This is a genomic window from Embleya sp. NPDC050154 (assembly GCF_044460165.1).
In the GTDB taxonomy this organism is placed as follows: Bacteria; Actinomycetota; Actinomycetes; order Streptomycetales; family Streptomycetaceae; genus Embleya.
The window spans coordinates 71608-95245 of the sequence record NZ_JBITJP010000039.1; the positions used below are offsets into that span (position 1 = coordinate 71608).

At 70.6% G+C, this 23638-nt stretch carries 22 protein-coding genes and 1 pseudogene; 6 read left to right on the plus strand and 17 right to left on the minus strand.

What is annotated here, in order from left to right:
* The first annotated feature begins 18 nt into the window (after nt 1-18).
* Together ACIBSV_RS46485 and ACIBSV_RS46490 are read left to right on the plus strand one after the other, a co-directional pair.
* Nucleotides 19-546 (plus strand): HPP family protein, encoded by a 528-nt coding sequence (locus tag ACIBSV_RS46485; protein WP_395873596.1) that lies wholly within the window; start codon nt 19-21, stop codon nt 544-546.
* A 67-nt stretch (nt 547-613) separates the two neighbouring features.
* Entirely contained in the window at nt 614-1126 is a 513-nt protein-coding gene (locus ACIBSV_RS46490) for a universal stress protein (RefSeq protein WP_395873597.1), read from the plus strand.
* Nucleotides 1127-1249: 123 nt separating this feature from the next.
* On the opposite strand, the gene ACIBSV_RS46495 is transcribed toward ACIBSV_RS46490, so the two are convergent.
* The 9 genes from ACIBSV_RS46495 to ACIBSV_RS46535 all read right to left on the minus strand — a co-directional run bounded on the left by ACIBSV_RS46495 (nt 1250) and on the right by ACIBSV_RS46535 (nt 11669).
* Entirely contained in the window at nt 1250-1933 is a 684-nt protein-coding gene (locus tag ACIBSV_RS46495) for a helix-turn-helix domain-containing protein (RefSeq protein ID WP_395873598.1), read from the minus strand.
* Between the two features lie 56 nt (nt 1934-1989).
* The gene (gene ppdK / locus ACIBSV_RS46500; protein ID WP_395873599.1) at nt 1990-4704 is read right to left on the minus strand and encodes a pyruvate, phosphate dikinase; all 2715 of its coding nucleotides are present in this window, start codon (nt 4702-4704) and stop codon (nt 1990-1992) included.
* A gap of 37 nt (nt 4705-4741) precedes the next feature.
* Complete coding sequence (gene gap, locus ACIBSV_RS46505; protein ID WP_395873600.1) at nt 4742-5758, minus strand: type I glyceraldehyde-3-phosphate dehydrogenase; 1017 nt, start codon at nt 5756-5758, stop codon at nt 4742-4744.
* A 49-nt stretch (nt 5759-5807) separates the two neighbouring features.
* A complete protein-coding gene (locus ACIBSV_RS46510) occupies nt 5808-6851 on the minus strand; it encodes a zinc-dependent alcohol dehydrogenase family protein (RefSeq protein ID WP_395873601.1) in 1044 nt (347 codons plus the stop codon).
* A gap of 221 nt (nt 6852-7072) precedes the next feature.
* Nucleotides 7073-8437: a Ni/Fe hydrogenase subunit alpha gene (locus ACIBSV_RS46515; RefSeq protein WP_395873602.1), complete on the minus strand. Its 1365-nt coding sequence runs from the start codon at nt 8435-8437 to the stop codon at nt 7073-7075.
* Nucleotides 8434-9216: an oxidoreductase gene (locus ACIBSV_RS46520; protein ID WP_395873603.1), complete on the minus strand. Its 783-nt coding sequence runs from the start codon at nt 9214-9216 to the stop codon at nt 8434-8436. Before ACIBSV_RS46520 ends, ACIBSV_RS46515 begins: the two co-directional genes overlap by 4 nt.
* 1 nt (nt 9217) lies before the next feature.
* The gene (locus ACIBSV_RS46525) at nt 9218-10054 is read right to left on the minus strand and encodes an FAD/NAD(P)-binding protein (RefSeq protein ID WP_395873604.1); all 837 of its coding nucleotides are present in this window, start codon (nt 10052-10054) and stop codon (nt 9218-9220) included.
* On the minus strand, nt 10051-10512 hold the full coding sequence (locus ACIBSV_RS46530) for a Crp/Fnr family transcriptional regulator (RefSeq protein ID WP_395873605.1): 462 nt from the start codon (nt 10510-10512) through the stop codon (nt 10051-10053). The genes ACIBSV_RS46525 and ACIBSV_RS46530 overlap by 4 nt, the downstream gene beginning before the upstream one ends.
* Nucleotides 10509-11669: a 4Fe-4S dicluster domain-containing protein gene (locus ACIBSV_RS46535; protein ID WP_395873606.1), complete on the minus strand. Its 1161-nt coding sequence runs from the start codon at nt 11667-11669 to the stop codon at nt 10509-10511. Before ACIBSV_RS46535 ends, ACIBSV_RS46530 begins: the two co-directional genes overlap by 4 nt.
* A 187-nt stretch (nt 11670-11856) precedes the next feature.
* On the opposite strand from ACIBSV_RS46535, the gene ACIBSV_RS46540 reads away from it, so the two are divergent.
* Nucleotides 11857-12429: a hydrogenase maturation protease gene (locus ACIBSV_RS46540; protein WP_395873607.1), complete on the plus strand. Its 573-nt coding sequence runs from the start codon at nt 11857-11859 to the stop codon at nt 12427-12429.
* A 95-nt stretch (nt 12430-12524) separates the two neighbouring features.
* On the opposite strand, the pseudogene ACIBSV_RS46545 reads toward ACIBSV_RS46540, so the two are convergent.
* A pseudogene (locus tag ACIBSV_RS46545) lies at nt 12525-12694 on the minus strand (response regulator transcription factor); the annotation flags it as partial.
* A 983-nt stretch (nt 12695-13677) separates the two neighbouring features.
* Between ACIBSV_RS46545 and ACIBSV_RS46550 the strand changes: the two are divergent.
* A complete protein-coding gene (locus ACIBSV_RS46550) occupies nt 13678-14379 on the plus strand; it encodes a CBS domain-containing protein (RefSeq protein ID WP_395873608.1) in 702 nt (233 codons plus the stop codon).
* A 10-nt stretch (nt 14380-14389) separates the two neighbouring features.
* Complete coding sequence (locus tag ACIBSV_RS46555) at nt 14390-14860, plus strand: Crp/Fnr family transcriptional regulator (protein WP_395873609.1); 471 nt, start codon at nt 14390-14392, stop codon at nt 14858-14860.
* Between the two features lie 297 nt (nt 14861-15157).
* Here the strand turns inward: ACIBSV_RS46555 and ACIBSV_RS46560 are convergent, their stop codons facing one another.
* The 7 genes from ACIBSV_RS46560 to ACIBSV_RS46590 all read right to left on the minus strand — a co-directional run bounded on the left by ACIBSV_RS46560 (nt 15158) and on the right by ACIBSV_RS46590 (nt 22258).
* Nucleotides 15158-16012: a universal stress protein gene (locus ACIBSV_RS46560; RefSeq protein ID WP_395873610.1), complete on the minus strand. Its 855-nt coding sequence runs from the start codon at nt 16010-16012 to the stop codon at nt 15158-15160.
* 352 nt (nt 16013-16364) lie between these two features.
* Complete coding sequence (gene pflA, locus ACIBSV_RS46565) at nt 16365-17141, minus strand: pyruvate formate-lyase-activating protein (RefSeq protein WP_395873623.1); 777 nt, start codon at nt 17139-17141, stop codon at nt 16365-16367.
* A gap of 5 nt (nt 17142-17146) precedes the next feature.
* Entirely contained in the window at nt 17147-19414 is a 2268-nt protein-coding gene (pflB, locus tag ACIBSV_RS46570; protein WP_395873611.1) for a formate C-acetyltransferase, read from the minus strand.
* Nucleotides 19415-19450: 36 nt separating this feature from the next.
* On the minus strand, nt 19451-19681 hold the full coding sequence (locus ACIBSV_RS46575) for a hypothetical protein (protein WP_395873612.1): 231 nt from the start codon (nt 19679-19681) through the stop codon (nt 19451-19453).
* A gap of 899 nt (nt 19682-20580) precedes the next feature.
* Nucleotides 20581-21243 carry a response regulator gene (locus tag ACIBSV_RS46580; protein WP_395873613.1) on the minus strand — a complete coding sequence of 221 codons (663 nt, stop codon included), beginning with the start codon at nt 21241-21243 and terminating at the stop codon, nt 20581-20583.
* Nucleotides 21244-21302: 59 nt separating this feature from the next.
* Nucleotides 21303-21743, minus strand: a complete 441-nt coding sequence (locus ACIBSV_RS46585; RefSeq protein ID WP_395873614.1) for an HPP family protein — start codon at nt 21741-21743, stop codon at nt 21303-21305.
* Nucleotides 21740-22258, minus strand: coding sequence for a universal stress protein (locus ACIBSV_RS46590; protein WP_395873615.1), 519 nt, complete (start codon nt 22256-22258; stop codon nt 21740-21742). Before ACIBSV_RS46590 ends, ACIBSV_RS46585 begins: the two co-directional genes overlap by 4 nt.
* Nucleotides 22259-22490: 232 nt before the next feature.
* On the opposite strand from ACIBSV_RS46590, the gene ACIBSV_RS46595 reads away from it, so the two are divergent.
* Nucleotides 22491-23638, plus strand: a 1148-nt coding sequence (locus ACIBSV_RS46595) for a GAF domain-containing protein (RefSeq protein WP_395873616.1), incomplete at its 3' end; no start/stop codon positions are given.

A 23638-nucleotide genomic window follows, 5' to 3' on the forward strand; every position in this document is an offset into this window, starting at 1 on the left:
ACACAGGAGGCGAGTGCGATGAGGACGAGCAGCGAAACCGCCCCGGGTGGCAGCTCCACCACGCACGCGAACGCGTCCGTGGGTGAGCGAAGCGTGGCCGACGTGATGAGCACGGCGTTGCTCACCGTCGCGAGTGACGAATCCCTGTTGATGGCCTGGGAGCTCATCCAGCGCACCGGGTTCCACCACCTTCCCGTCGTGAACGAGGACGGGCGCTGTGTGGGGCTGCTGGAGCGGGACGAACTGGCGGTGGCATGTGCGCTCCCGGCGATCTCGCTGGCCGAGCGCTACGTGGGCGACCTCCTGCCCGGCGGTTCCCAGCCGCACGTGCCGATCACCGCTCGACTCGCCGAGGTGGCCGGCGTGATGACCGACCACGCGGTCGACGCGCTCGCGGTCACCGACGACGACACGATGGTCGGCTTGGTGACGGCTCGCGATCTGGTCTCGGCACTCGCCGGACGCAAGCCAGCGCACGGCCCCAGGGACCACGGGCCGGTGCTCTTCCGACTGGAACCGATACTCCCCCCGACACGCGACACCTGATCGGCCCTGCCGAAACCTTCGGCGTTCGGCACTCGATGGCGACCACGACCACACGAAGGAGTCAGACATGGAATCGCTCGGCACCCGCTTCGACCGGGAAACCAACGGCGTGTCCCCTCGGCAGGGCGCCGTCCCCGCCGACGCAACCACCGGGAACCGGCTGCGGGGCCGGATCGTGGTGGGCTTGGATGGCTCCTTCGGATCCGCCGTCGCCTTGCGCTGGGCCGCTCGCGAGGCCGCCGAACTCGGGGCGGTCCTGGACGTGGTCGCGGCCTGGACGGACGCCGATCCCGAGCGCCCGACCCTGGACCGGCCCGACGCCCCGCTGTCGGTGGCCCGCGAGCGGCTGGAGCACGCCCTGGCAAGCCTGGTGCGCGCCCCGATCCCGCCCGAGCGGATCGTGGCGACCCCGCTGCGCGGCACGGCCGGCGAGGTCTTGGTCGCCCACGCGCGAAGTGCCCGGCTGCTCGTGCTGGGCACCAGCGGCATCGAGTGCCCCACGATCCCGGGCCCCACCGGCGTGTACTGCCTGCGTCACAGCAACACCCCGGTGGTGTTCGTCCCCGCGCCGGACGCCTGATCTCGCGCGCCGTCGAACGCCCGAACCCGGCAATCGGGTTCGGGCGTTCGGACGTTCGGACGTTCGGCGGAAGCAGTCACCACCACGAAGCGACGACGGATTGTCACTGCGCCCTGGAGGTGGTTACCGCCGACCTGTGCGTGGGCGCAGCCGGCGGCCGGTCACCCGGCCGGGACGAATACGGAACCACAGTTCGTTGTGCCGGGTGGGCCAGGTATCGCCTCCGGCTTCGGTGAGCCTGGCGATGTCGACGGGGTCGGTGACGGGCTCGACCACACCGATCAGCAGGACGCTCCAGCCCAGTCGGGCGTACCGGTCCACGTCGTCCACTTCGAAGGCCACCGTTCCGCGAACGTGGGCGAGTGGTGAGCCGGGTCGGGTGGAGAAGACGATATCCCTGCCGTCGGGCACATAGTTGACGGGAAGTACCCACGGCGTGTGGTCCACGCCGCCGGCGAGACGACCGACCTCGTGGGTCGTGAGCCGGGCGTAGCACTCGTTTTCGCTCATCGGGATCAGCTTGCGGGCATCCGGGCTGCTCGGTTCCTCCCGGGTGGTCGGCGGCGTACTCACGGTGCCGGACACGAGCGCGGTGACACTGGTCTCCAGCACCGCCGCAAGGCCGCCGAGGGCGGCCCGGGTCAAGGGGGCGTCTCCGGCCTCGAGTTCCACCAGCCACTTCAGGGGCAGCCCTGCCCGGGCGCAGACGTCCGCCCGGGTCAGGCCCAGTTGTTCGCGTCGGGTGCGGATGTTGCGGGGAATGTCGACCATGTCGGGAAGGCGGGTTCCGGCCGTCTCGTTGTCCATTGGATCCTCCTTCTCGACGGGGCCGTCCTACCGACGCGGACGGTCCTCGGTGCTGCTCAGTCGGGCTGGGGTTCGGTGTGTGCGGGCTCGGCCCGGTTGGGGCGGGCGGCAATCGCGGCCCGGGCGGCTTCCAGGCGGGCGCCGGGGAGGCGGTAGGGCGAGCAGGAGACGTAGTCGACGCCGCAGTCGTGGAAGAAGTGGATCGAGTCGGGGTCGCCCGCGTGTTCTCCGCACACGCCGATGCGCAGGTTCGGTGTGGTCGCACGGCCCTGGTCGACGCCGATTCGGACCAGTCGTCCGACCCCGTCGCGGTCGATGGTCTGGAACGGGGAGACGGAGAGGATGCCCTGTTCCAGGTAGGCGGCGAGGAACGACGCCTCGGCGTCGTCGCGGGACAGGCCCCACGTGGTCTGGGTCAGGTCGTTGGTGCCGAACGAGAAGAAGTCCGCCGAGCGGGCGATCTCGCCCGCGGTCAGTGCGGCTCTGGGCAGTTCGATCATGGTGCCGATCGGGCAGTTCACGTCCATGCCCGTGCGGGCGCGGACCTCGGCGAGCACGCGTTCGACCTCGGTGCGAACGATGCGCAGTTCCGCCTCGGTGGCCACGAGCGGGATCATGATCTCCGCGCGCGGGTCGCCGCCGGCGCGCACGCGGGCGACGACGGCCTCGGCGACCGCGCGGACCTGGGTGGCGATCAGGCCGGGTACCGCGAGCGCGAGGCGTACGCCGCGCAGGCCCAGCATCGGGTTCTCCTCGTGGAGCAGCTCGCCGGCTTCGTGCAGGCGCAGGTCGCGGGGATTCGGCGGCTGTCCCAGGGCCTGTGCGCGAGCGATCCGGACGGCCGATTCGGTGTGGTCGGGCAGGAATTCGTGCAGGGGTGGGTCGATCAGGCGGATGGTGACCGGCAGTCCGTCCATCGCGGCCAGGATTCGGGTGAAGTCCTCGCGTTGGAGCGGGAGCAGCGCCGCCAGGGCGGCGTCGCGTTCGGCGTCGGTGCGGGCGAGGATCATGTCCTCGACCAGCCGGCGACGGGCACCCAGAAACATGTGCTCGGTGCGGCAGAGTCCGATGCCGCGCGCTCCGTGGCGTCGGGCGCGGGCCGCGTCCTCGGGCGTGTCCGCGTTGGCCAGGACGTCCATTCGACGGATCTCGTCGGCCTGTTCCAGGCAGCGGGCGACGGCGTCGACGATGCCGGGCGTTCGGGTGCCGGTCTCGAGGTAGCGGGTGACCGGGGAGGCGACCAACGGCAGTGCGCCGAGGTGCACGGTGCCGGCGGTGCCGTCGACGGAGACCACGGTGCCCTCTTCGATCACGATGCCGTCGGCGGTGGTGAACCGGTGGTGCTCGGGGTCGATGTCGAGTTCCGCCACCCCGCACACGCACACCTTGCCCATGCCGCGGGCGACAACTGCCGCGTGGCTGGTCTTGCCGCCGCGGCCGGTGAGGACGGCCTCGGCGGCGATCATGCCGGGCAGGTCGTCGGGGCTGGTCTCGTGTCGGACCAGCACCACGTGCTCGCCGGCCTCGGCTCGGCGGACCGCCTGGGCGACGTCGAAGACGACGGCGCCGACCGCGGCTCCGGGCGAGGCCGGTACGCCGTGCGCCAGGATCGGAGTGTCGGGATCCGCGTCGAAGCGGGGGAAGGTGAGGTGGTCGAGTTGTTCGGCGTTCACCCGCGACAGGGCCTCGGGCCAGGTGATCATCCCCTCGTCCACGAGGGCGCAGGCAATCCGGAACGCCGCCTCGGGGGTGCGCTTGCCGACCCTGGTCTGCAACACCCACAGTCGGCCGCGTTCGATGGTGAACTCGACGTCGCACAGGTCCCGGTAGTGCGCTTCCAGCAGGCGCAGGTGGGCGCGCAGTCGGGCGTGCGAGTCCGGGTCCAGGTGCTCGAGTTCGTCGAGCGCGAGGGCGTCCCGCACGCCCGAGACCACGTCCTCGCCTTGGGCGTCGGGGAGGTAGTCGCCGTAGACGCCGGGCCGACCGGTGCCCGGGTCCCGAGTGAAGGCGACGCCCGAGCCCGAGTCGGGCCCCAGGTTGCCGAAGACCATGACCTGGATGTTCACCGCGGTGCCGAGGTCGTCCGCGATGTGCTCGCGCCGGCGGTAGACCGCGGCGCGTTCGCCGTTCCACGACTCGAACACGGCCACCACCGCGCGCCGCAGTTGCTCGCGCGGGTCCTGCGGGAACTCCCGGCCCGTCACGGCGTGGATGATCGCCTGGAACTCGCGGCCCGTTTCCGCGAGTTGGCGCGCGTCCAGACCCAGGTCGTCGCCGGCCCCGACCTGTCGCCTGCGCCGGGTCAGCACGGCTTCGAAGCGGGCGGCGTCGATGCCGAGCACGGTGGCGCCGTACATCTGCACCAGGCGCCGATAGGAGTCCCAGGCGAAGCGTTCGCGGCCGGTGGTCTTGGCGAGGCCGATCACGGACGCGTCGTTGAGTCCGACGTCGAGAATCGTGTCCATCATGCCGGGCATGGAGAAGCGGGCGCCCGAGCGTACCGACACCAGCAGCGGGTCGTCGGCCTGGCCCAGGCAGCGCCCGGTGAGCTGTTCCAGGCGGTTCAGGTGGGCGGCGATCTCGCCGTCCAGTCCTTCCGGGACGTTCCCGGTGCGCAGGAAGGCGCGGCACGCGTTCGTGCCCACGGTGAAGCCGGGCGGGACCGGAAGCCCGAGGCGGGTCATCTCGGCGAGGTTGGCGCCCTTGCCGCCGAGCAACCCGGCCTGTTCGCGGGAGCCTTCGGTGAAGTCGTACACGTACGCGGTGGTCATGTCCGGCCTTCCTGCGGGGTTCGGATGATGTGACGGCTCAGAGACGGCGGGCGACGTACTCGGTCAGGTCGAGCAGGCGGTTGGTGTAGCCCCATTCGTTGTCGTACCAGCCGAAAACCTTGACCAGGTCGCCGTTGACCTGGGTGAGTTCGGCGTCGGCGACGCACGAGTACGGGTCGCCGATCACGTCGCGGGAGACGATCGGCGCGTGGCTGACGCGCAGGATGCCGCGCAGCGGACCCGCGGCAGCCGCCTCGAAGGCCGCGTTGACGCCCGCGGCGTCGGTCTCCCGGCGCAGGATCAGGGTCAGGTCGGTGAGCGAGCCGTCCTCGACGGGGACGCGAACCGAGATACCGTCCAGGGCGCCGGCCAGTTCGGGCAGGACCAGACCGACCGAGCGGGCCGCGCCGGTACTGGTGGGAATCATGCTCAGCGCGGCGGAACGGGCCCGGCGCAGGTCCTTGTGGGGAGCGTCGAGCAGGGATTGGTCGTTGGTGTAGCCGTGGATGGTGGTCATCAGGCCGCGTTCGATGCCGAACGCGTCGTGCAGGACCTTGACCATCGGCACGACGCAGTTGGTGGTGCAGGAGGCGGCGGAGACGACGTGGTCGGTGCTCGGGTCGTAGTCGCCCTCGTTGACGCCCATCACGATGGTGGCGTCGACGCCGCGGCCCGGGGCGGAGAGCAGCACCTTGCCGGCGCCGGACTTCAGGTGCGCGCCGGCGTCCTCGCGGGTGCGGAAGCGGCCGGTGGCCTCGATCACGATGTCGACGCCGTACTTGTCCCACGCGAGCGCGGCGGGATCGCGGTGGGCGGTGACGGCGATGGGGACGCCGTCGACGACGATCGTGTCGCCGTCGGCCTCGACCGAGCGGGCCAGAACGCCGTAGGTGGAGTCGTACTGGAGCAGGTGGGCGAGCGTGGCGGCGGGGGCGATGTCGTTGATCGCGACCACCTCGACGGAGGTGGCGCCATCGTCGGCGCGGCCCAGGACGGCCCGCAGGTAGTTGCGGCCGATGCGGCCGAAGCCGTTGATTCCCACTCGTACGGTCATCGCGGGATCCTCCTCGGATCTCGTGGAACGCGGTTGGGGCAGGGGTGGCTCACCGGCGGAAGAGGGCGACCTTGAGCGCGCCGGTCTCCCCCGCGCGGGCGAAGGTGTCGTAGGCGGTGAGCATCTCGTCGAGGTCGAACCGGTGGGTGATCATCCCCTCCGTGCCGAGCCGGCCCTCGGCGAGCAGGTCCAGGAGCAGCGGTGTGCTGATGGTGTCGACCAGGCCGGTGGTGATGGTGAGGTTGCGGATCCACAGGTCCTCGAGGTGCAGGATGGCCGGTTTCCCGTGCACGCCCACGTTGGCGACGTGGCCGCCGGCGCGGACCAGGCGGGTGCACAGTTCGAAGGACTCGGGCACGCCGACGGCCTCGATGGCCACGTGCGCCGCCTGTCCGTCCCTGGTGAGCGAGGCGAGCACGTCGGGGTCGGCCTCGGGGAGGTCCAGGACGACGTCGGCACCGAACCGCTTCGCGGCGTCACGGCGTGCGGGCGAGGGGTCGACGGCGACGACGCGTGAGGGGGAGAAGAGGCGCGCGGTGGTGATGGCGGCGAGGCCGATGGGCCCGGCTCCCACGACGACGACGGTGTCACCGGGGCAAACGTGTCCGTTGCGGACGCCCACCTCGTAGGACGTGGGCAGGATGTCGGCGAGCATCAGGGCCTCCTCGTCGCCGACGACCTCCGGGAGCTTGTGCAGGGAGGTGTCCGCGAAGGGCACCCGGACGTATTCGGCCTGGGTGCCGTCGATGAGGTGGCCCAGCACCCAGCCCCCGCCGCCGGCGCACTGTCCGTAGGCGCCGACGCGGCAGTTGCGGCAGCGCCCGCACGAGGAGATACACGAGATCAGCACACGGTCGCCGCGGACGAAGCCCCGTACACCGGGGCCGATTTCGGTGATGGTGCCGATTGCCTCGTGGCCAAGGATGCGGCCCGGTTCGACCTCGGGCACGTCGCCCTTGAGGATGTGCAGGTCGGTGCCGCAGATGGTGACGGCGTCCACACGGATCACCGCGTCCTGGGGGTCGCGGACGGTGGGGGTGGGCACGTCCTCCCACCGGTGGGTTCCGGCGCCGTGGTAGGTCAGAGCCTTCATGGCGTCCGCCTTTCCGAACGTGAGCGGTAACGCTTGCGCCCCCAGCGTCACGCCGCGTGGGTGGCCGCCGTAGGGCCGAGTGGCCCGGGCGAGCGGGCCGAGTGACACACCTCGTGGGCCGCCGCGATTCCCTCATCGCGAAATCGCCCGCGTCGCGGGGTCGTCTACACCTCGACGTCCGGCCACCCGTGCGTGCTGACCCGGTCGGCGCAGCCGATCGATCAGCGCTCGACGGTGAGATCGAGGAAATGGGCCGAGCATGAAATACAGGGGTCGTGATTGCGGATCGCCCGTTCGCACAGGGCGGTCAGCTCGGCGTCCGTAACCTCGCCGTCTCCCAGACGCCGCTGCACGAGGCGGCGCAGGTCCTCCTCGATCGCGCCCTGGTTCTGTGCGGTCGGCGGAATGAGGACGGCGTCGGTGACGGTCCCCTCGCCGTCGAGGGTGTAGCGGTGGTACAGCAGGCCGCGTGGAGCCTCGGTCGCCCCATGCCCGGTGCCGGCTCGTGAGGGCACGTCGACCCAGGGGCGTCGCGGGGGTTCGTAGCCGTCGATGATGCGCAGCGCCTCGTCGATCGCGTACAGCACCTCGACCGCTCGGACGATGATGCTGCGGAAGGGATTTCGGCACACGGTTCCCTGCCGGGGGTCGCCGAGTCCGGCGTCGTGAGCGGCCTGGAGGGCGATCGGGGAGAGCCAGCGTCCGCTGATGGCATAACGGGCGAGTGTGCCGGTGAGATGGCGTCGGCCGTCCAGCAGGGAATGGAGGGCTGTGGAGTGGGGCACCTGGCTCTCGACGACGTGATCGCCGAACTCGTGAATTGCGAAGGTGCGGGTGGGCAGCACCCGGTCGGATTCGGAGGGAAGGCCGGCGGTGGACGGCGCGGCCATAACGGTGGGGGTGCCGGACTCGATGGCGTAGGTGCCGGGTTCGGCCAATGCGAGCAGGTCGTTGTCGCACCAGGAGTCGGGGAAATCGAAGCCTGCCACCCAGCGCACCGTCTCCTGCGCGTCGTCGCGGGCCCGGCGCAACTGCTCGGCGAGTGGCCGCAGTTCGATCGCGGTTGGGGTGCGATGGAAGCCACCGAGACGGACGTTGATCGGATGGATCGCTCGCCCCCCCAGCAGTTCCAGAATGGCGTTGCCGGCCTGCTTGAGCCGAAGGCCACGTTCCACGTCGGCGCGGTGGGTACGGGCCAGGTCGATGGCGCTGTCGCAGCCGAAGAAGTCGGGCGCGTGGAGGAGGTGGATGTGCAGGGTCTGGCTCTCGATCCACTCGCCGCAATAGAGCAGTCGCCGCAGTGCGGCCAACTGTCCGTCCGGCACGACGCCGCACGCGTCTTCGACCGCGCGGCAGGCGCTGATCTGGTAGGCGACGGGGCAGATCCCGCACACCCGGGAGGTGATGTCCGGGGGTTCGGTATACGAGCGTCCGCGCAGAAACGCCTCGAAGAAGCGCGGCGGTTCGTAAATCGCCAGCCGGGCCTCGGCCACCTCGCCGCCGTCCATCCGCAGGTACAGGGCGCCTTCGCCCTCGACCCGGGCGAGCGATCCGACGTGCAGCACCCTGGAACCGCGGTGGGTCACGATTCCAGTTCCTTCCGGGAGGCCGCGTCGAACTCCTCGGCAGCGGTGTTGAAGGTGCGCAGCACCCGCACCACGTCGAGGGTGTCCATGCCGTCGCGGCGCAGCAGTGGGATGAACGCGGGGAAGTTGGTCGAGTCGGAGGGACCGAAGCAGCCGTAGCAGCCTCGTCCGTACGCGGGGCAGAGAGCACCGCAGCCGGCGTGGGTCACCGGGCCGAGACAGGGCGTGCCGTGGGCCACCGTCACGCAGACCGTGCCTCGTTGCTTGCACTCGAAGCAGACGCTGTGCGCGGGCACGTTCGGCTTGCGCCCGGCCAGATAGGCCGTGATGACCTCCACGAGTTGGCCCCGGTCGATGGGACAGCCGCGCAGTTCGAAGTCGACGGGGACATGGGCGCTGATCGGCGTGGACGAGGCGAGTGTCTCGATGTAGTCCGGTCGGGCGTAGACGACGGCTTGGAACTCGGCGACATCGGCGTAGTTGCGCAACGCCTGGACTCCGCCGGCGGTAGCGCAGGCACCGATGGTCACCAGGCGTCGGGAAACGGTCCGAATATGCAGGATTCGATCGATGTCCTGCCGAGTGGTCACCGAACCCTCGACCAACGACAGGTCGTACGGGCCCGGCGCGGTCGCGCTGGACGCTTCCAGGAAGTGGACGATCTCCAACTTCTGCGCGATACCGAGGAGTTCGTCCTCGCAGTCCAGCAGGGTGAGTTGGCAGCCGTCACAGGAGGCGAACTTCCAGACGGCAAGTTTCGGACGGTTGCTCCCCTTCATGTCACAACTCCCTGACCATGAGAAGGGGGCGGGCTCGACTCCAGGCCAGAACAGGGCCGTCTCGGCACAGCAGGAGGGGGCCGAGCTGACAGTGCCCGCAGTGGCCCGTCGCGCATTGCATATTGCGTTCCAGGGAGACCTTGATCCGGTCCGGAGGGACTCCCCGGTGCAGCAAGTCGGCGGCGGTGGCCCGGATCATCGGCTCGGGACCGCAGATGAAGGCCGCCGCCTTCCGCGCATCGAAGGCGGCCCGGTCGAGCAGGGTCGTGACGACGCCGACCTCGCCCTGCCACAGGGGATCCGGGCGGTCGACCGTGGTCAGGACGCGGGCGGTCGAGCGCAGACCTCGAACCTCTTCGCCGTAGACCAGATCACGGCGCGTGCGCGCTCCGATGAGAACGTTCAGCCGCCCATACCGTTCGGGCGCGGCGAGCGCGTCGCGTACCAGCGGGCGCAGCGGGGCCAGACCGATTCCTCCCGCCACGACGAGCAGGTCGAGTCCGGCTGCCGCGGACAGCTCCCAGCCGGTACCGAACGGGCCGCGCACCCCGACCGTGTCACCGGGGCGTAGGCCGTGCAGCGTGCCGGAGATCGCCCCGACCGTACGGACGGTGTGGGTCAGCCGGTGTCCGTCGATCCCGCACACCGACAGCGGGATGTCGCCGACGCCGAACGCGTAGACCATGGCGAACTGCCCTGGACTGAAAGGTGGCAGAGGCGAGTGGACCGGCTCCAGGACGATCGTGGCGGTGTCGGACGTCTCGGCTTCGCGGTGCACTACCCGATAGGGGACGGGAACCGCCGCCGGGTACCCGGTCGATGGTGCGAAAGGAGTCATCTCGCCTCGTCGGCGTTGCCGGGTCCGTACAGGTCGAGTAGCCGGGTGCGGGTGGACTTCAGCCGCCGTGCGATCACCTGCGCAACGCAGTTGGTCAACGCCGAGCCGAACGCGGGGTCGTCCTCGCAAGCGGCGCGAACGCGCTCCGCGTCGAACTCGGACGCCGCCACGGTGCCACGGGCTTGTGCGCCGAGGTGCCAACGGTATGGCTCGAAGAGCCAGGACCAGCCGAGCAGATCACCTTCGGCCAGGGTCTCCACGATGGCCGCACGCCGCCCCGGCACGTGGACGTCGAGCACGACGAGCCCCGAATGGATGATCCAGAACCGGTCGGCGACGCCGTCTTCCTCGAAGATGCGGGTACCGCTCGGGAATGAGATGTCGTGGGCGAGTGCGACCAGTCGCTGACGGTGCCCGGATGGCAAGGCACCGAGAAAGCCGTGGCGAACAACGGTCACTGCGGGCCTTCCCCTCGCTCCCGACGGGTGGCCGACCGTTCCATGTTCAGCGCGTGGGCCTCCTCGGTGATGTCGATGCCCACCGGGCACCACACGATGCACCGCCCGCAGCCGACGCAGCCGGAGCTGCCGAACTGGTCGTACCAGGTGCCGAGTTTGTGGGTGGCCCACTGCCGGTACCGGCTGCGCGGGGAGTCACGGACCGGGCCGGACTGCAGGTGGGAAAAGTCGAGGTCGAAGCAGGATTCCCAGTGCCGCCATCGCTCGGCGTGGTCACCGGTCAGGTCCGTGACGTCCTCGGTGGTGGTACAGAAGCAGGTCGGGCAGACCATCGTGCAGTTGCCGCAGGTCAGGCATCGTGACGCGACGTCGTCCCAGCGCTCGGCCGTGAGGGTTTCGCGCATCAACATCCTCAGGTCCACCAACGGCATGCTGCGGCCCATCCTCTCCCCCGCGGCGGCGACACCCTCGCGGGCTGCGGTTCGGGTGACCGCGTCGGCGGGGCGACGCGGGAGTTCGGCCAGGACCGACTCGCCCTCCTCGCTCCCGGCTCGCACGAGGAAGCGGTGACCGTCGGTGTCGAGAACCTCCGTCAGCGCCAAGTCATAGCCGGGCCCAGCGGCCGGTCCAGTTCCCATGGACACGCAGAAGCAGGTGGCACCCGGTTCGGTGCACTCGACCGCCACCAGAAAGGCGCGCTCGCGGCGCCCTCTATAGGCCGCGTCGGTGTACTTCCCACCTGTCAGGATCCGGTCTTGGAGCGCGATGGCCCGCAGATCGCAGGGGCGTACGCCGAGGAATGCGTACGACATTGGCGACGGGCGGGCCTCTTTCATCACCAACTCGCCGTCGGCGCCGCGGTCCGCGGTCCACTGCCGCTCACGTGGCGGGTGCAGGAAATTCTTCCAGGACTGCGGGCCGGCGCTGTGTGCGAACGCGGCACCGTCCTCGCGGGCACGCAGCCGGTATACGCCGGCCTCCAGTTCGACCCCCCAGCCATAGGGAAGTTCCGCACCATCGCCAATCTCGGCCAGGACGATCGCTCCGTCGCTGACTGTCGGTCCCACGACTGTGCGGCCTCGCCCGGCCAAGACCCTGATCAGCGCGTCCAAACCGTCCTTGTCGATCACCGCAGCGGTACCGCCGTCATCCGCCATGCCGGCCTCCAGGTGCCGCCGATGATGCCGTCGCGGCCAGTATGGGCGTGGACCCGCTGTCGACCATGGCCCGACTCGCCCAAGTTGGGGCCGGATGGCCCTGTCTGTTCCCCGTACGGACCTCGGACGGAGCTGGTACGACTGGCGAGCCCGATCGACGGGAAGCGCCGAGTCCATGCAACGCGTCATGCGAATCGCCGTCATCGGCGTCGGGAACGAGTTCCGCCACGACGACGGTGTGGGTTGGGCCGTCGTGGCCCGGCTCGGGCAACGAGCCGAGGAATGGCCACTCCCGAGCGAAACCACTCTTTCTGTGTGCGACGGCGATCCGGGCCGACTGATCACGCTCTGCGAAGGCGCCGACTTCGCCATCGTGGTGGATGCCGCACACGCGCACCCCGGGCACCCGGGTCGGGTACATCGCTTGGAGCTGGAGAGTGAGCAACTGCCGCGGACGGGCGGCGCGACGAGTTCGCACGGGCTCGGACTGGGCGACGCCTTCGAACTCGCCCGTGAATTGGACCGCCTACCCGGGAAGCTGGTCGTCTTCGCCGTCGAGGGGGCCGACACCACTCTGGGGATCGGCCTGTCGGGCCCGGTCGCAGCCGTGGTGGACCGGCTCGCCGAACGGATCGCGGAAGAGATCATGCTGCATCCGAATCTTGCCGGCGATCCTGGGCGTGACGGTCACACCCGACGACGTCCTGGTCCTCACCGACGGCGAGCGCGGCGCCGGTCGAGCCCTGGCGCCGGCACATGACAAGCGAGCCCGCGCAAGCGAACTGAACAATGCCCGCGTCCTCGCCGCGGCTCGACCGTGACAGGGCTGCGGCAACGAGTGCGCGCGGAACCCTGTCATGCGGACGTTCGGTGCGACAGCGTTCCCGCGAAGATCGCGGCCTGGACACGGCGTTCAAAACCGAGCTCTTGTCCAGCAGGGTGGACACGTAGTTCTTGACGGTCTTCTCGGCGACGTGTGTGCGTTCGGCGATCTGTCGGTTGGTCAGACCCTCGGCGACCAAGTCGCTCCGGTGGTACGGAGGAGGCGTGCCCCGGCGACGGCTTCAGTGGTGATCCCGGCTGCCAAGGCGTGCCTCCGAGGTGACGGACGCGCTCGCCCGGTCGGGTCGACCCGATGATCATTCTCGGGGCGTCGACGCGGGCCGGACAGGGTCGGTGGTCCCGGGACGACCAGGGCCGAATGGGGATGCTGGGCTTCCCGGAATGGGATACCGGCATCCCAGACGGTCCGCTCGCGCGGGTTCCAGGGGTGGATCCAGGACGACGGCGACTTGGGATTCGCCGCTTCGAGGCGCGGGCGGGGTCACCAAGCGGCACGCGATGGCGTGGTGGAGTCCCACCAGTCGAAAAACGCGGGCCGGTTGCCCTCCGATGCCGGTCAGGACGAGCGTGATCCGGGTTCGTCGACGAGTGCACCGCGTCGCGTCCGTCGAGGCGGTCAGGCCGCGTGACCAGGGGACTTCGGGGAGGTCTCCGAGGTGGCGGGCCGCTCGGGAACCCGGGCGCGGCCTTCGCCGCCCGCACGCGAGCGCGCCGCCGGCCCCGGGGGACGCGGATGCGGAGCGCGTCGCCTGCTCGCCGTATTCGCCGCGGTCGCGCTCGAGGTAGACGTAGACCGGGTTGCCGAGGAGGAGGGCGAACAGTCCGTAGTAGACGGTCTGGGAGCCGCTGCCCTGGATCGACCGATAGGAGAACGCCAGGCGGTTCCGGAAGCCGTCACGTCGCGGACGAAGCGGCCCCGGCTCGCCTGGCGAGCGTGCGTGAGCAGCCAGTAGAGCCGGGCGGCGGCGCCGATGGTCACCGAGCCTTCCGGGGGCGTAGGGCACGCCCCCGGCGACGTACCTCTGCCGGACCGGGTCGAACGGCCCCTGCCCGCCGGGCAACGCGGCCCTGTCATACCGCCCGAATCGGCGAGACGCTCGTGGTGTCCGACCGAAGACGTCGTCGACGCCTCGGCGATTCGTCGCACATCAGCCAGGGGGTTCGCATGTTGCACCGGAAGATCGAGGACGTCATGACCCGCGAGGTCGCCTCCGTCGGTCCCGACGCCGAGTTCCAGGACATCGTCGCAGTACTGGACACCCACCGGATCAGCGCCGTGCCGGTCGTCGACGACGAGCGGCGAATCCTGGGCATCGTCTCGGAGGCCGACCTGCTGCGCGCCCAGGTGGAGCAGGCCGAGGACGCCCACCTCCTGCCCGGCCTGCGCCGGCTGACGAACCGCCACACCAAGGGCGAGGGACACACCGCGCGCGACCTGATGACCACTCCCGTGGTGAGCGTGGACCCCACGTCGAGCACGCTGCGCGGCGCGCGTCTGATGGACCGCCACCACGTCAAGCGCCTCCCCGTGACGGACGGCGACGGTCGCCTGGTGGGCATAGTCAGCCGCTGCGACCTGCTCCGTACCTTCCTGCGCCCGGACACGGAGATCCGCGCCGAGATCGAGCACGACGTGCTGCGCACCGCGCTGTGGCTCGAGCCCGGAACGATCGAGGTGGACGTGCGCGACGCCGTCGTATGCCTGTCCGGAAACGTCGACAACCGCAGTCTGATCGACATCGTGCTTCGCCTGTGCCGGGCCGTCGACGGCGTGGAAAACGTGACCCACACCCTCACCTTCGACTTCGACGACAGTCACGTCAGGCCCGGCCCGGCGCACTTCGCCCGCCGCACGCCCGGCCGCTGAGGAGGATCCCGTGTTCCACGCCACCGGCCGGATCGGCCGCATCCCCAAAGAACACCTGGACCGACTCTTGGCCTTCGGCCGGCCGGTCACGTTCGAATCGGGCTCCCGCCTGTTCGAGGAAGGCCACCCGGCCCGCAACTTCTGGCTCGTCGAAGGCGGCTCCGTCTGTCTGGACGTACACGTCCCCGGCCGCCACGCGGCAGCCGTGGAGACTCTGGGCAGCGGCGAACTCATCGGATGGAGTTGGCTGTTCCCGCCCTACCAGTGGCACCTGGGCGCGCAGGCCGTCGGAACCGTCCGCGCCCTGGAATTCGACGCCGCGGCCGTCCGTGCCGAATGCGAACGCGACCCCGACTTCGGCCGCGCGATCACCCTCGCGTGCGCACAGGTGATCGCCGCCCGACTCCAGGCGAGCCGGCTTCGGTTGCTGGACCTGTACGGACCACACGCCTCGGCGGACGACGACTCCTCGCGGAACTGACACCCGGCAGGCTCCGGTCGACGTGCTCTCGGCGTCCCCCGGGGCCTGCGGCGCGCTCGCGTGCGGGCGACGAAGGCCGCGCCCGGTCGCGGCCTGGGCCGGTTCGCGGGCCTGCCGCCGGGCTCCGTCTGCTGTCCGTCGCCGCCTTCGCGCGCTGCCCGATTCTCGTCGTCCGCGCGCGGCACACGTACGCTCCGAGGACTGCTCGTGCCCATCGACCGACCCGCCCCGACGCGCCGCGGCCGGAAACCGCGGGGTGCCGGCCACGCGGCGGTTTCCGGCGCGAAGCGGACGTGCTCAGTCGGGCGGCAGGACCAGCAGTGGCGCGTGCGCGTGATGCAGCAACGCGATCGGTACGTGCCCCAATCGAGGGCCGAAGTGGTGCGGCGACCGATGCCGCCCCAGGACCACCAGGCCCGCGTCCCTCGATGCCTCGACCAGTGCCGCGCCGGGCCCGGCGCGCACCACACGTTCCTCCACCGGTACCTGCGGGTGTCGTTCACGGATCGGCGACACCGCGGCCGCGAGCACGTACCGCGCGAACTCCTGGGCCCGGTGATAGGGGGACTCCGCTCCCTGCGTCTCCAGGAGTGAGAACGGGATCTCCGGGAAGTCCCAGGCGTGCAGCGCGATCAGCCCCACCCGGCGCGATTCGGCCTCGGTACAGGCGCGTTCCACGGCAGGCCGGCTGTCCTCTCCGGCGACACCCACCAGCACCGGAAGATCGGCCGGCACCCGGCTGCGGACCACCAGGACGGGGCAGCTCGCCCGGCCGGCCAGGCCCAGGCTCACCGATCCCACGAGCATCCCGGTGAACCCGCCGTGCCCCCGACTGCCCACGACCAGCAGATCGGCGCGCTTGGCCACCTCCAACAGGCCTGCCACGGGGGTGTCGTGCACAACCGAGCAGCGGATCCCGATCCCGGGTTGCCGGGCCCGCGCCGTCCTCACGGCGTCGCGGCGGATCCGTTCCACGCGGTCGCGCAACGCGACGCCGTACCCCGCGTGCCGCTCGTGTGCCGGCCACTCCCAGACGAAGACGATCTCCAGTTCCGCGTCCCGGCGGGCCGTCTCGTCGGCGGCCTCGATCAAGGCGTCGGTCGAGGCTGGTGACCCGTCGGTCGCCGCGACCACGAGCGGTGTCCGGTCCATGTCGCATCTCCATTCGCGAGGATCGGTGGAGCCTCATCCCCACCGTCCCGCTGCGACCGGGCATCCACCAGGGCCGACTGCCCCTGGTGGCCGAGCCGCCCGGCCCGCCGCGACGCCCGGGAGGAGGTCGCAGCGGCGCGGTACGGGTTCGGCCGAGGCCGGGCGTCCACGCACGTACCGTCGCCCGAGCCCCGAAGCGGCCCGCCGCCGCCTCGCGGGGGTGCCGGCGAGCGCGCCGTCCGCGGTGATCCAGGCGATGATGACCTCGGACGCAGCCATTCCTCTCCCGATGCGGCGTTCGCGCGGTATCTGTCACGCTCACGCAGGTCGTCGTGCGCGGTCACACCGCCGCTCAGTGGGCCCGCAGTCCGTGTGCTCGGAACTGCGCACTGACGCGAGCGACGAGCTCGGCCGTGGGCGACGGTGTGTCCCGCAGCGGGAAGACGATGCCGAGGTTGTCGTACTTGGCGGCACCGAGTTTGTGGAAGGGCAGCACGTCGACGCGTTCGACGTTGCCCAGCCCGGCGGCGAACGCCGCCAACTCGTCGATCATCGCTGCGTCCTCGGTCACGTTCGGAACCAGGACGAAGCGCAGCCACACCGGGATCTCTGCCGCGGCGAGCCGGCGGGCGAACGCGAGGGTGGGCGCGAGCTCGCGGCCGGTGAGATCGCGGTAGGCATCCGGGTCGAAGGACTTGATGTCGAGCAGGACCAGGTCGGTCACCGACAACAGTCGATCGCCGGCCCGGGCGCCGAGGAAGCCGGAGGTGTCCAGTGCCGTGTGCAGGCCCCGTTCGCGGCAGCGGCCCAGCACCGTTTCGACGAAGGGCGCCTGGAGCAGGGGTTCGCCTCCGGTGATCGTCACGCCTCCGCCGGTCGCGAGGAGGAAGTCGCGGCAGGCGGTGATCTTGTCCATCACCTCGTCGGCGCTCGTCCGCTGGCCGTCGCGCAGGTGCCAGGTGTCGGGGTTGGAGCAGTACAGGCAGCGCAGCGGGCAGCCGTTCAGGAAGAGCACGAAGCGGGTTCCGGGACCGTCCACGCCCGTGGACATGTCCCACGAGTGCACCCGCCCGATCTCGCCGTCGCCGTGCGCGCGGCTGTGCCGCGCAATGGGTCGGGGTGACCGCATCGTGCTCACCGGGTTTCGTGGAAGGTGCGGCTGATCACGTCGAGTTGCTGTTCGCGGGTGAGGCGGACGAAGCGCACCGCGTAGCCGGAGACACGGATGGTCAGGTCCGGGTAGCGGTCCGGGTGCTCCATGGCGTCCGCCAGTGTGGCCCGATCGAGCACGTTGACATTCATGTGGAAGCCGCCGGACGCGATGTAGCCATCGAGGAGGCCGACCAGGTTGTCGGCGCGTTCGCTCGGGTCGTGACCGAGTCCTTCCGGGGTCACCGTCGAGGTCAACGAGATGCCGTCGCGGGCCAGGTCGTAGGGGAGTTTGGCGACCGACAGGGCGGAGGCGGCCATGCCGTGCCGGTCGCGGCCGTTCATCGGGTTGGCGCCGGGGGCGAACGGCGTGCCGGCGCGGCGGCCGTCGGGGGTGTTGCCGGTGTGTTTGCCGTAGACCACGTTGGAGGTGATGGTCAGCACCGACAGCGTGTGTTCGGCGTCGCGGTAGGTGGGGTGCCGGCGCAGTTTGGCCAGGAACGAACGCACCAGGTCGACGGCGATCGCATCGGCTCGGTCGTCGTTGTTGCCGAACGCGGGGTACTCGCCCAGGACGCGGTAGTCGACCGCCAGTTGCGTGTCGGGGTCGCGGATCACCTCGACGCCCGCGTGCCGGACAGCCGAGAGGCTGTCGGTGACCACGGAGAGTCCGGCGATGCCGCAGGCCATGGTGCGGTGCACGGGGTGATCGTGCAGCGCCATCTCCAGACGCTCGTAGGCGTACTTGTCGTGCATGTGGTGGATGATGTTGAGCGCGTTCACGTAGGTGCCCGCCAACCAGTCCAGGACGTTGTCGAACGCCGCGTCCAGTTCCGCCGCGTCGAGCCGATCCCCGGTCAGTGGAAGGGCTTTCGGGCCCACCTGTTCGCCGCTGACCTCGTCCCGGCCGCCGTTGATCGCGTACAGCAGGGCCTTGGCGAGGTTGACCCGGGCGCCGAAGAACTGCATGTCCTTGCCGACGGCCATCGCCGAGACGCAGCACGCGATCGCGGTGTCGTCACCGGTGCGCGGGCGCATCAGGTCGTCGGACTCGTACTGGATCGAGCTGGTGTCGATCGAGACTTGGGCGCAGTACCGCTTGAAGCCAGGCGGCAGTCGGGGCGACCACAGCACGGTCAGGTTCGGTTCCGGAGCGGGTCCGAGGTTGTACAGGGTGCGCAGGTAGCGGAAGGAGGTGCGGGTGACCAGCGGCCGCCCGTCGGTGCCGACGCCGCCAAGGGCTTCGGTGACCCAGGTCGGGTCGCCGGAGAACAGCGCGTCGTACTCGGGGGTGCGCAGGAAGCGGATGATCCGCAGCTTGATCACGAAGTCGTCGATCAACTCCTGCGCGCGGCTCTCGTCGATCCGGCCCTCGCGCAGATCCCGCTCCAGGTAGACGTCCAGGAACGTGGAGGTGCGCCCGAGCGACATCGCGGCGCCGTTCTGTTCCTTGGTCGCGGCCAGATAGGCCAGGTACAGCCACTGCACGGCCTCGTGCGCGGTGGCCGCCGGCCGCCCGACGTCGCAGCCGTAGGTCGCGGCCATCACCTTGAGTTCACCCAAGGCCCTCGTCTGCTCTGCCAGTTCCTCACGGTCGCGGATCACCTCGACGGTGGCGGGCAGACCATCCAGGGCGCTGCGGTCGGCGTGCCTGGCCTGGATCAGGCGGTCCACGCCGTACAGGGCCACGCGGCGGTAGTCGCCGATGATGCGGCCGCGGCCGTAGGCGTCCGGGAGCCCGGTGATCAGTCCGGCCCGGCGGGCCCGCAGGATCTCGGGGGTGTAGGCGTCGAAGACCGCGTCGTTGTGGGTCTTGCGGTAGGTGCCGAACACCGCGCGTACGAACGGGTCCATCTCGTGGCCGTATGCGCGCAGGCCGGCCTCGACCATGCGCAGCCCGCCGCCCGGCATGATCGCCCGCTTGAGCGGGGCGTCGGTCTGCAGGCCGACGATCAGCTCCCGGTCGCGGTCGATCCAGCCGGGGGCGTGCGAGGTGATCGTGGAGGGCGTCGCGGTGTCCACGTCCAGCACGCCCATGCGGCGCTCCTCGGGGAACAGCGCGGAGACCTTGGTCCACACCGCGCGGGTGCGCTCCGTGGCCGCGCACAGGAAGCCCGCCTCGCCGGTGTACGGCGTGTAGTTGGTCTGGATGAAGTCGCGGACGTCGATGGTGTCGTTCCACGTCCCGGGGCAAAAGTCCCGCCAGGGCGCGTGGTCGGCCTGTGGATCGGACGCGACGTCGATGGTGGTCATGATGGCCCTTCGGTTGGCTCGATCGGCCGGGTCTGCTCACCTCCCACGCTGGTCGCGGGCCGCCGGGCCGAACAGGGTCCAACGGCCCATGGGAGAGAGCCGGTCGGGCCCGTAGTCGACCAACAACACGAACGGCTCCGGAGTCATCGCGGGCGCTACCCGGCCCACTTCGTGCAGGAGCAGTCGGGCGCGGCACTCCTCCTCGATGGACAGCGCCCAGGCGGACTTCGTGATCAGGCCGTTCGGGGCTGACGACTTGGTGGTCAATACCCGCCAAAGTTGTCAACAGGGGAATGCAGTCCTCCAGCTGGAGGAAGTCGGTCCCTGGACGGACCAGTTCCGGCGCTGGCAGACGGTGTACAGCTGACCTGGATCCGCTCCGGGCGTCCCCGCACCGCCTGCGGTCAGGCGCTGCGGGGTTCGCGGTCCGCGATCCGCGTCGCAGCCGACCTCGGTGACGGGGGCCCACGCCGCGTTACAGACCCGGCCGCCCCGAGCGGACACTCACGCTCGTCGTCGCGCAGCGAATCATCCGCCGGGCCGCCCACGGTCCGAACCTGGGCGGTGCTCCCGGAACACTCGGGGGGCCGGCTCTCCGCCCCGGGGGGGTCCGGTCCCGCCCGCGTCCACGCACATGCCGGACAGATCGCGGACGACGGATGGTCCTGCCACGTGCGCTCCACCGCCGGTTGTCGCCGCCGGCGCACTCCCGGGCCTCCAGGCGCACGGCGCGTCGGGGCGGTGCCGGGATCATGCCGGGATCAAAGGGCGCACCTGCCGGGGAGTGGGTTGCGCAGTGACCGATCCGCCTGCGGGCCCGTCGTCGGGCGTCAGCGCACAAGTCGCGCCGGCCGCGCGCCTACCCGGTCGCGCCGGTGTTCGTCGGCGTGGTCAACGCCGCAGGCCCGGTGAGAAACGGGGTGGCTGCCAGGCGGGATCGACGATCATGGTGCGGCTGTGCGCCGCCGTCGACGGCGTCGAGGAGGTCGCCCACGCTCTTCTCACTCACCCCCGCGCCCCCCCAGGACGCCGCATCCGCCCGGGCGAGCCGGGACACCACGGAAGAACGAGAGGGGCATGCGCACTGAACCGTCGGTGTCCCCCCGGGCCGGCGATCGGCCCGGGGGACACCGGTGTACGTCGGGTCGACCAGACCCGTCATGCCCTCAGGTCTGGTGCCGATCGGTGCCCTGGTGCAGTTCGGTCGCGTAGACGGCGGCCTGGACACGACGCTCCAGGCCGAGCTTGTTCAGCACCGCGGATACGTAGTTCTTGACGGTCTTCTCCGCCAGGCCCAGGCTTTCGGCGATCTCGCGGTTCGTCTGGCCCTGCGCGATGTGCTCCAGCACCTGCTGCTCGCGTTCGCTGAGTCCGGGCGGACCCGGCTCGGCCGCCGGCCCCTTGCGTACGCGTTCCAGAACGCGGGTGGTCACCGCGGGGTCGAGCAGGGATTGGCCGGCGGCCACCGCACGCACGGCCGCGATCAGGTCCTGTCCGCGGACCTGCTTGAGCACGTAGCCGGCCGCGCCCGCCATGATCGCCGCGAACAGCGCGTCCTCGTCGTCGTAGGAGGTCAGGATCAGCGCGTTGATCTCGGGAAAGCGGGAACGCACCTCGCGGCACACGTCGATGCCGCTGCCGTCGGGCAGGCGTCCGTCCAGGATCGCGACGTCCGGGCGCAGCGCCGGGATGCGCCGCGTGGCCTCGGCGGCGGAGCCCGACTCGCCCACGATCTCGATGTCGGATTCGCCGCCGAGCAGGTCGGCGAGGCCCCTGCGGACCACCTCGTGGTCGTCGAGCAGGAACACGCGGATGGGCGATGTCGACACGGCCCTCCTCCGAAGTCGGTCGTACCTTCATTCTCGAACGTCGGAGACGCCCGCGCCTGTCACCGTATCGGGCGGTGCAGCCCCAGGAGAACGGTCAACAGATCGCGGTCGGTCAGGACCCCGAGCGCGCTGCCGTCGACGTCGACCACCAGGAGGGCGTCGCGGCGGTGCCTGAGCAACTCCTCCCCGGCCGTGACCACGTCGGTGTCGGGGGCGACGAACGTCGTCTCGGTCCCGACGAGGGCGTGTCCGGCGGTGTGCCGTTTGAGGCCCAGCGGGTCCAGGGCCCACACGGCGGCGAGGTCGCGGTCGCTGATGAGCCCCAGCGCCCGCTCGCCGTCGACGACGCCGACGTGGTGCATGTGGGTGGCGATCATCTTGTCCATCACCGCCCACAGGGTGTCCCCGGTGGTCACCGAGACGACCGGGCCGTGCATCACCTCGCGCACGGTCGGGATCCGAGCGCTGGTCTGCTCGACGGTCTGCGTGGTGTCGGTCATGGCGTTGCTCCTGTCGTGTGTGTCGCAAGCGGTATCGGGTGGCGATCCTCCTCGACGGGCACGGAACCGACGGTGACCACCGGGCACGGGGCGCCGCGCAGGCATCCTCGGGTGACCGGGCCGAGCGGACGCGAATCCGCGTGGCGCGGACGACCGCCCAGGACCAGCAGTTCGGCCTCACCCGCCGCACCGAGCAAAGCCGGCACGACCGGCCCCTCGATCGGCCGCCGAACGACCCTGACGTCGGGCCTGACGTGGTGCGCGACCTGCTCGGCCGCGTCCAGCAACTCGCGAACCCGCCCACGCTCCACGGCGGGATCGACGAGGGTGTGCATCGGCGCGTAGAACGCGCGGTGCGCGAGAGCCGGCTCCCAGGCGTACACCAGGTGCAGTGCGGCCCCGCGCAGGGCCGCCTCGCGGGCGGCCCAGCGCACGGACCTGCGGTTGATCGAGGGATCGAGGTCGATCCCGACCACGACGTGCGCAGGGGCGGCCCGCGGCGGGCGCGTGTCCATCGTTTCCTCCTCGGTGAGAGGTACGCCCTCACCCTGCTCTCCCCCGCCGGATCCGCACAGAGTCTCCCGGCCCTGTCGGGAGCCTTTCCTCAGGGCCGTTGGGCCCGCGAGGGCCCGTCGGCAACCGGAATCCCGATGGTGTCCATCCGGCGAAGACAAGACGCGCGGGGCGTGCTTTGACACGATGGCCGGAGAAGGGTTTCGACAAATATCGACGACCGTGGGAGGGGTTGTGGCGTCGGACGAGCGACCGGCACTGCCGCGTATGCGCCTGGACGAGCTGCTGGACGAGCTCCAGGCCCATGTGGAGGTGGTCCGCGCGACCCGGGATCGGGTGAACGGGCTGCTGGAGGCCGTCCTGTCCGTCGGCAGCGACCTGGACCTGGAGACCGTGCTCCGCCGAATCGTGGAGTCGGCGGTGACCCTGGTCGACGCCGAGTACGGCGCCTTGGGAGTCATCGGCAACGAGGAACGACTCGCCCGGTTCCTGCCCGTGGGCATGGATCCGGAGACCATCCTGAAGATCGGCCCGTTCCCCACCGGGCGCGGCATCCTGGGGCTGATCATCCGCGACCCGCATCCGCTGCGGCTGCACGACCTGTCCGAACACCCCGATTCGTTCGGCTTCCCGGCCGGCCACCCGCCGATGAACACGTTCGTGGGCGTGCCGATCCGCATCCGCGACACCGTTTTCGGCAACCTCTACCTCACCGAGAAACGCGGCGGGGCGGACTTCGACGAGGAGGACGAGGCGGTCCTGCGCACGCTCGCGGCGGCGGCCGGCGTCGCGATCGACAACGCCCGCCTGTACGACGACGTCCGCCGCCGCGAACGCTGGCTCGCGGCGAGTTCGGAGCTGACCCGGAGCCTGCTCTCCGGCGACGCCCCCGCCGACGTGCTGCGCTCGTTCACCGCGACCATCCGGGACATGGCCGACGCCGATTTGGTCACCCTGGCCGTGCCGGTCGCCGGCACCGACGACCTGGCCGTGGAGGCCGCTTCGGGGGCCTTGGCGGACCGCGTCCGCGGCTTGGTCCTGTCCGGCGGGAGCACCCTGATGGGCAAGGTGTTCAGCTCCGGCGAGACGATCGTCAGCACCGACATCGGCCACGATCCGGGTGCGGTGGTGGCCACTGCCGCGGGTTCCGATCTCGGTTCGGCGTTCCTGCTGCCGCTGGGCACCCACGAGCGCATCCGCGGTGTGCTTCAGGTCGCCAACCGAGTGGAGCGGCCGCAGTTGTCGGACGCGGTGGTGCGCATGGTCACCGGCTTCGCCGACCACGCCGCACTGGCCCTGGAGATCGCGGAACGCCGCCGCGACGCCGAACTCCTGACGGTGTTGCAGGACCGCGACCGCATCGCCCGGGACCTGCACGACCT